The organism is Nocardia sp. MDA0666 (assembly GCF_003023875.1).
In the GTDB taxonomy this organism is placed as follows: domain Bacteria; phylum Actinomycetota; class Actinomycetes; order Mycobacteriales; family Mycobacteriaceae; genus Nocardia; species Nocardia aobensis.
This window is the reverse complement of record NZ_PYHT01000006.1, coordinates 265,320-273,176: the sequence shown is the minus strand read 5'-3', so window position 1 is coordinate 273,176 and position 7,857 is coordinate 265,320. Positions and strand designations below refer to the sequence as shown.

The window sequence follows — 7,857 nt, the reverse complement described above, 5'->3', positions numbered from 1 at the left end:
GCCCAACACCCCGGGTACGTCCGCGCCGAACCCGACCAATGCCCCCGCCCATTCCGAGCAGCCGGCACCCACCACCGCGGCGCCGGCCCCTCAGACTCCGGGGGAGAACTGCAGGAAGGCGGACTGATGTCCGCACCGGCACCGCCGTCCGCTGGAGCGTTCCCCAGTCCACCGGGCGGGTTCGCTCCCGCGCCGCCACCCTCGACCCGCCGCAACGTCGAACTGTTGCTGCTGGGTTTCGCGGTGGTCATCACCACGGTTGCGCTGGTGCTGGTGGAGGCCAGTCAGGATCAGGAAATCACCTGGGATCTGGCCAAATTGGGTTTCGCCTATCTGGCGCTGTTCGGTGTCGCCCATCTCGCGGTGCGGCGCTTCGCCCCGTTCGCCGATCCGCTGCTGTTACCGATCGCGGCACTGCTCAACGGACTCGGGCTGGTGCTGATCCATCGCCTGGATCTCGCCGACGAGCAGACCGCGATCCACAACTCGTGGTCGATCCCCTCCCCCGACGCCAATCAACAGGTGCTGTGGACAGCGCTGGGGATCACTCTGTTCATCGCGGTGCTGGTGCTGCTGCGCGACTACCGCACCCTGGCCCGCTACGGCTATACCCTCGGGCTGCTCGGCCTGGTGGCGTTGATGATCCCCGCGCTGCTGCCGGGGAGGTTCTCCGAAACCAACGGCGCCAAGATCTGGATCCGGTTGCCCGGTTTCAGTGTGCAGCCGGGTGAGTTCGCGAAGATCCTGCTGATCATCTTCTTCGCGTCGGTACTGGTCGCCAAGCGGGATCTGTTCACCGCGGCCGGGCGCCATGTCCTGGGAATGGAGTTGCCGCGACCGCGCGACCTCGGCCCGATTCTGCTGGTGTGGGCGGCCTGCCTGGTCGTGTTGTTCTTCGAGAAGGACCTCGGCACCTCGCTGCTGATCTTCGCCACCGTGCTGGCGATGCTCTACATCGCGACCGAGCGGGTGGGCTGGCTGATCGTCGGCGCCGGACTGCTGGCGCTCGGATTCTTCCTCGCCTACAACGCCTTCGGCCACGTGCGGGTACGAGTGTCGACGTGGTTGCACCCGTTCGACGACTACAACAGCACCGGCTACCAGATCTCGCAATCGCTGTTCGGGCTCGCGACCGGCGGCCTGGCCGGGACCGGACTCGGCAGCGGCCGGCCTTCCCAGGTGCCGTTCGCCAAGACCGACTTCATCATCGCCACCATCGGTGAGGAGCTGGGCCTGATCGGGCTCACCGTGGTGCTGATGCTGTTCGCCGTCTTCGTGGTGCGCGGATTGCGCACGGCCCTGGCGGTCCGCGACAGTTTCGGCAAGCTGCTCGCCGCCGGATTGGCGTTCACCATCGCCATTCAGGTATTCGTGGTGGTGGGTGGCGTCACCAAACTGATTCCCCTGACCGGACTCACCACCCCCTTCGTGTCCTACGGCGGCTCCTCGCTGCTCGCGAACTACGCCCTGCTGGCGTTACTGGTGAAGATCTCCGACGCCGCTCGGGCGCCGGCGCCGGCTCGCCGCCGGGAAGCCGCACCGATCGCCGAAGCACAGACCGAGATGATCCGCGCCGAGACGCCCCGACCCGAGAAGGGAGAGCCGGCATGAACACCCCGCTCCGCCGGGTCGCGATGGCGGTCATGGTGATGATCGTCGCGCTGCTGGTGAACGCGACCTACGTCCAGGTCATCAAGGCCGACAGCCTGCGCAACGATCCCCGCAACTCCCGGGTGCTGCTCGACGAATACAGCCGCCAGCGCGGTCAGATCTCGGCCGGCGGCACGGTGCTCGCCAGTTCGGTGGCCACCGACGACCGCTACAAATACCTGCGCACCTATCCCACCGATCCCTCCGCCTACGCCCCGGTGACCGGCTTCTATTCGATGCAGTACGGCAGCACCGGTCTGGAGCGTTCCGAGGATTCGGTGCTCAACGGTTCCGACAGCGCGCTGTTCGGCCGCCGCCTGATCGACATGATCTCCGGCCGCGATCCGCGCGGCGGCAACGTGGTGACCACCATCAATCCGATGATGCAGAAGGTCGCCTACGACCAGCTCACCAGCAAGGGTTACACCGGCTCCGTCGTCGCGATCGAACCGGGTACCGGCCGAATTCTGACCATGGTGTCGACACCGAGCTACGACCCCAACCAGCTGTCCACGCACGACGGCGCGCGCGCCACCCAGGCCTGGGAATCGCTGAGCGCGGACCCGAGTCAGCCGATGTTGAATCGTGCGGTGTCGCAGACGTATCCACCCGGTTCGACCTTCAAGGTCGTCGTCGCGGCGGCCGCACTGTCGATGGGGATCAAGCCGGAGGACGCGTTCACCGCGGCGCCGAACATCACCCTGCCCGGGACGAACACCACGCTGGAGAACTACAACGGCACCCCCTGCGGCGGGGGTGCGACCGCGACCATGCACGACGCGTTCCGGCTCTCGTGCAACACCGCCTTCGCCGAGATCGGCATGAAGGTGGGCGCGGCCAAACTGAAGGACGAGGCCACGGCCTTCGGCATCGGCCCGCATTCGGGCATCCCGATCCCGGTGGCCGACAGCACGGTCGGCCCGATTCCGGACAACGCGGCGCTGGCCCAGACCAGCATCGGCCAGCGAGACGTAGCTCTCACCCCACTCGACGATGCGGTGATCGCGGCTACCGTAGCCAATGGCGGTGTGCGGATGGAGCCGCATCTGGTCGACCGGACCCAGGGTCCCGACCTGCGCGATCTGTCCACCACCAAACCGGTGTCGGTCGGGCAGGCGATCAGCGCCCCGGTGGCCAGCCAGCTGACCGGGCTGATGATCGATTCGGAGAAGGCGACGGCCGGGGGCACCCAGCCGCGGCCGTACCAGATCGCCTCCAAGACCGGCACCGCCGAACACGGCAGCGACCCGCGCAACACCCCGCCGCACGCCTGGTACATCGCGTTCGCGCCGGCGCAGAACCCGAAGATCGCGATCGCGGTCATCGTGGAGAACGGCGGCGACCGCGCGCTGGCCGCGACCGGCGGATCGGTGGCGGCGCCGGTGGCACGGGCGGTGCTGGATGCCGGATTGCAGGGGGGCTGAGGACGATGAGTAAGCGAGGACCAGGACCCCAGGTGGATATGCAACAACGTCGTGATCGGCGAACCTACCGTCGGGGGCGGCCATGCTGAACAACGGTGCCCTGATCGCCGATCGGTATCGGCTGCAACGTCTGATCGCCACGGGCGGTATGGGCCAGGTGTGGGAGGCGTTGGACACCCGCCTGGACCGCCGGGTCGCGGTGAAGGTCCTCAAGGCCGAATTCTCTGCGGATCCGACGTTCCGGCATCGGTTCAAGACCGAGGCCAAGACCACCGCGCAGCTCAACCACCCCGGCATCGCGGGGGTCTACGACTACGGCGAGACCTACGACCCGCAGGGCGGTGAAACCGCCTATCTGGTGATGGAGCTCGTCCAGGGCGAACCGCTCAACGCGGTGCTGAACCGGCTCGGCCGGCTCTCGGTCGGCCAGGGTCTGGACATGCTGGAGCAGACCAGCCGCGCCCTCGAGGTCGCCCATGCCGCGGGCGTGGTCCACCGCGACGTGAAGCCCGGCAATATCCTGGTCACCCCCACCGGCCAGGTGAAGATCACCGACTTCGGCATCGCGAAGGCGGTCGACGCCTCACCGGTGACCAAGACCGGCATGGTGATGGGCACCGCCCAGTACATCGCTCCCGAGCAGGCCACCGGCGAGGATGCCACCTCGGCCAGTGACGTGTACTCGCTCGGCGTCGTCGGCTACGAGGCGCTGTCGGGCCATCGGCCGTTCACCGGTGACGGTGCCCTGACGGTGGCGATGAAGCATGTGCGCGAGGCGCCGCCGCCGATGCCGGCCGATCTGCCGCCGAACGTGCGCGAACTGATCGACATCACGATGACCAAGGATCCGACGCGGCGCTACCACAGCGGCGGCGAATTCGCCGATGCCGTGGCCGCGGTCCGGGCCGGTCGCCGTCCACCGCCGCCGCGCGGAGGTGCGGTCCCGCAGACCGGCGCCACTCGTGTCCTCCCGCCCGGCCCGACCGCGATCATCCCTCGCGGTGATTACGACGGCGCGACCGCCCGTTATTCGACCGCTGAACCGGCCCGGGTGGGCGCGGCGGGCGGTTCGACGGCCATGATGCCGGGCCCCGGCCCGGCCGGCGACACCGAGAAGCCGGGATTCACCACCGGTCAGAAGGTGATGGCCGGACTCGGCGCGGGCGCGGTTCTGCTCGGCGGCCTGGCCGCCTGGGTGCTGCTCAGCGGTAAGGCCCCGGATTCGACGGTGTCGCCGGTGAAGTCGACCACCTCCGTGGTCGCGCCCCCGCCGCCGACCACGGTGTGGACCACGAACGAAGAGCCGACGACCACCATCCAACCGGCCCCGCCGCCGGTGGTGACGACGACTCCCGAGCCGACGACGACCACCACACCCCCGCCGACCACAACCACCACGGCACCGCCGACGACCACCACCCGGGAGCGGCCGACCCGCACCACGCGTCCCACAACACGCCCGTCCGTCCCCTCGCTCGACCTACCATTGCCGGGGGCCGGCGATTCACTACCGGGGGCCGGCGGTACGCACGAAGCCGACAGCAGTAGACACCCTGACACCTCCTCACAAGGACTGCCATGACGACCCCGAAGAATCTGTCTTCTCGCTACGAACTGGGCGAGATCATCGGATTCGGTGGTATGTCGGAGGTGCACAAGGCTCGCGACCTGCGGCTCGGGCGCGACGTGGCGATCAAGGTGCTGCGCGCGGATCTCGCCCGCGACCCCACGTTCTATCTGCGCTTCAAGCGCGAGGCACAGAACGCGGCGGCGTTGAACCACCCGGCGATCGTCGCGGTATACGACACCGGCGAGGCCGAGATCGACGGCGGCCCGCTGCCCTACATCGTGATGGAGTACGTCGACGGCGAGACGCTGCGCGATATCGTGCGCGGCAAGGGTCCGCTGCCGCCGCGCCGGGCGATGGAGATCATCGCCGATGTCTGTGCCGCACTGGATTTCAGCCACAAGAACGGCATCGTGCATCGCGATATGAAGCCGGCCAACATCATGATCAACCGCCAGGGTGCGGTGAAGGTGATGGACTTCGGTATCGCGCGTGCCATCGCGGACAGCTCGAATCCGATGACCCAGACCGCCGCGGTGATCGGCACCGCGCAGTATCTGTCACCGGAACAGGCGCGCGGCGAACAGGTCGACGCCCGGTCCGACGTGTACTCCGTCGGCTGTGTGCTGTACGAAATCCTCACGGGACAGCCGCCTTTCACCGGTGATTCACCGGTCGCGGTCGCCTACCAGCATGTCCGCGAGGATCCGAAGCTGCCCTCGCTGGTTCATCCGGGCGTACCGCGCGAACTCGATTCGGTCATCCTCAAGGCGATGAGCAAGAATCCGGCCAACCGGTATCAGTCCGCCGCCGAGATGCGCGCCGATCTGATCCGGGTGCTGGGTGGCCAGAAGCCGCAGGCGCCGATGGTGATGACCGAGGAGGACCGCACCACCTTCCTCGGCAGTATGGATCCCGAACCTCGCAGCTACCGCACGGTCGAACGCAACGACGGCGACGACGAGCCGGAACCCGAATCCGACGGTTCGAGGCGCAAGGTGTGGATCGGCATCGGTGCCGCCGCGGTGGTCGCGGTGCTGGTCGCGCTGTTCTGGGTGTTGATCGGTCCGGGCAGCAGACCCGATCAGGTCGCGATCCCCGATCTGTCCAATCAGCCGGCGGAGCAGGCGCGCAACGATCTCCAGAAGCTGGGATTCAATGTCGCCGTCCAGCCGAAACCGGACGGCAAGGTCGCCAGCGGCAATGTGGTCGCCACCCAGCCCCTGGGCGGTGCGCGCGTCGACAAGGGGTCCACGGTGACCCTGCAGATTTCGACCGGTCCGCAGCAGGTGCCGGTGCCACAGCTGACGAAACTGACCCAGCAACAGGCCGAGCAGAATTTGAACGCGGCCGGGCTGCTCCTGGATCCGCAGATCCAGCGCGGCGCCTCCAGTCCGGAGGACAAGGACAAGGTGATCGCCGAATCACCCGCCGCCGGAACCAAGATCGATGCCGGTTCGAAGGTGACGATCACCCTCGGCAAGGGGCCGGACCAGGTTCGCGTGCCGGATGTGGTGGGCCAGTCGATCGATGTGGCGGAACCGAATCTGGCCGACAGCGCGGGGTTCAAGGTCGTGATCCAGAAGGTCAGCTCGTCGCGGCCCGCCGGTGAGGTGCTGTCCACCGATCCGGCCGGCGGTTCGATGGCCGACAAGGGCTCGACCATCACCGTGCAGGTGTCCAGCGATCAGATCACCATGCCGTCGCTGACCGGTCTCACCCCGTCGCAGGCCGTGGACAAACTGCGCTCGGTGGGCTGGACCGGTGGTGTGGGCCAGATCAGCCAGAGCACCCAGGGCACGTTCGACGCGAGCAATGTCGGCCGGGTGATCGATCAGCAGCCGCGGCCCGGTTCGTCGGTGGCACGCAACGCGACCATCACGATCGTCACGGGAGTGCTCGGCCCGCCCTGACGCGGGCCGGTGATCACAGCGCGAGGTGGCGATTCATCGACATGGCCTCCTCGGCCAGGTCGGGAAGTTCGACCACCTCGACTCCGTGGTCGCGCAGATTCTCCACGCCGACACAGTTCTCCACGAAGGTGCGCGGTTCACGCCATGCGATGACGACGCGCGGAATTCCGGCGGCCAGGATGCGGTCGGCACACGGGACGCGGCCGACCGAGGCCCGGGTGGAACACGGTTCGAGCGTGCTGTAGATGGTGGCCTGCGCGAGCCGGGGATCGGCGCCGAGTTTGTTCAGTGCCGATTCCTCGGCGTGCACCTTCGCCTCGGTTTCACGGGAGTAGCCGTGGGCGAGTTCGACGCCGTCCGGGCCGACGATCACCGCGCCGACCGAGAAGGCGGTGGCACTGGGCGGGCACAGCCGGGCCAGGCCGATCGCGTGATGCATCCAGAACCGGTGCGCCCCGGGCCGGCCGGGGATACGGCTGCCCGACTCGACCGACTCCCACGCATCGGATTCGGTTGTCACTGTGCGTCTTTCATCGTCGCCGAACTCCCATCGGACGGTGCCGGCCGCGGCAGATACCGCAGGACTGCGATATCTCCGAGGCGAGTGATATCCACCAAAGCCATTCTGCGCCGAGAACCGCCGGGAAAGTCGGCCGGATGCAAAAATTTCGGGGCCGCGCTGTCACCGACCAGTACCGGGGCGACCGCCATCAGCAGTTCGTCGGCCAGATCCGCCGCCAGGAAGGCGGTGTGGATGCGGCCACCGCCCTCGACCATCAGGCGGGCGATCCCGCGCTCGCCCAGATCGTCGAGCAGCGCGCCGAAGTCGACGGAGCTGCCGAGGGCGACGACCTCGGCTCGGCCGGTGAGCCGATCGCCCAGCCGCTCCCGCCCGGCCGTGGTCGTATAGACCAGCCGCCGGCCACCCTGATTCCACAACCGCTGCCCGGGATCGAGTTCACCGCTCGCGGTGACGACGACGCGCACCGGGAATTCGGGTTTTCCCGCCGCGATCCGCGCCTCGCGTCGCCGCTCACTGTTCAGCGACAACCGAGGATCGTCGCGTCGCAGGGTCTCGGCTCCGATCAGAATCGCGTCGGACTCGGCACGCACCTGGTCGACACGATCGAAATCCTCGGCGTTGGACAGCAGCAATCGTTGCGGACCGGCGTCATCGATATATCCGTCGATGCTGGTGGCCACCGAGAGCACGACGTACGGCCGGGCCATCAGCGCCGCCGGGGCACGATGACCGCGCCGAGCTCATGCATGCGCAAACTCCTTGTCACGGTGAGGCTTTCGC

Annotated in this window: 6 protein-coding genes; 4 read left to right on the top strand and 2 right to left on the bottom strand. The window is 67.9% G+C overall.

All coding sequences use genetic code 11. From position 1 onward, the window contains the following. Window positions 1–126 precede the first annotated feature (126 nt). The 4 genes from C8258_RS12810 (at window position 127) to pknB (ending at window position 6,554) form a co-directional block, all read left to right on the top strand. The gene (locus tag C8258_RS12810; RefSeq protein ID WP_036496933.1) at window positions 127–1,611 is read left to right on the top strand and encodes an FtsW/RodA/SpoVE family cell cycle protein; all 1,485 of its coding nucleotides are present in this window, start codon (window positions 127–129) and stop codon (window positions 1,609–1,611) included. Then, window positions 1,608–3,074, top strand: a complete 1,467-nt coding sequence (locus C8258_RS12805; RefSeq protein WP_106955350.1) for a penicillin-binding protein 2 — start codon at window positions 1,608–1,610, stop codon at window positions 3,072–3,074. Before C8258_RS12810 ends, C8258_RS12805 begins: the two co-directional genes overlap by 4 nt. Before the next feature lie 82 nt (window positions 3,075–3,156). Further along, complete coding sequence (locus tag C8258_RS12800) at window positions 3,157–4,656, top strand: protein kinase (protein WP_106955349.1); 1,500 nt, start codon at window positions 3,157–3,159, stop codon at window positions 4,654–4,656. After that, entirely contained in the window at window positions 4,653–6,554 is a 1,902-nt protein-coding gene (pknB, locus tag C8258_RS12795; protein ID WP_106955348.1) for a Stk1 family PASTA domain-containing Ser/Thr kinase, read from the top strand. Before C8258_RS12800 ends, pknB begins: the two co-directional genes overlap by 4 nt. A gap of 13 nt (window positions 6,555–6,567) precedes the next feature. Here pknB and C8258_RS12790 read toward each other — a convergent pair whose 3' ends face one another. Beyond that, window positions 6,568–7,074, bottom strand: a complete 507-nt coding sequence (locus tag C8258_RS12790; RefSeq protein ID WP_232329212.1) for a deaminase — start codon at window positions 7,072–7,074, stop codon at window positions 6,568–6,570. Next, entirely contained in the window at window positions 7,071–7,784 is a 714-nt protein-coding gene (locus C8258_RS12785) for a dihydrofolate reductase family protein (RefSeq protein WP_106955347.1), read from the bottom strand. Before C8258_RS12785 ends, C8258_RS12790 begins: the two co-directional genes overlap by 4 nt. Between the last annotated feature and the right edge of the window lie 73 nt (window positions 7,785–7,857).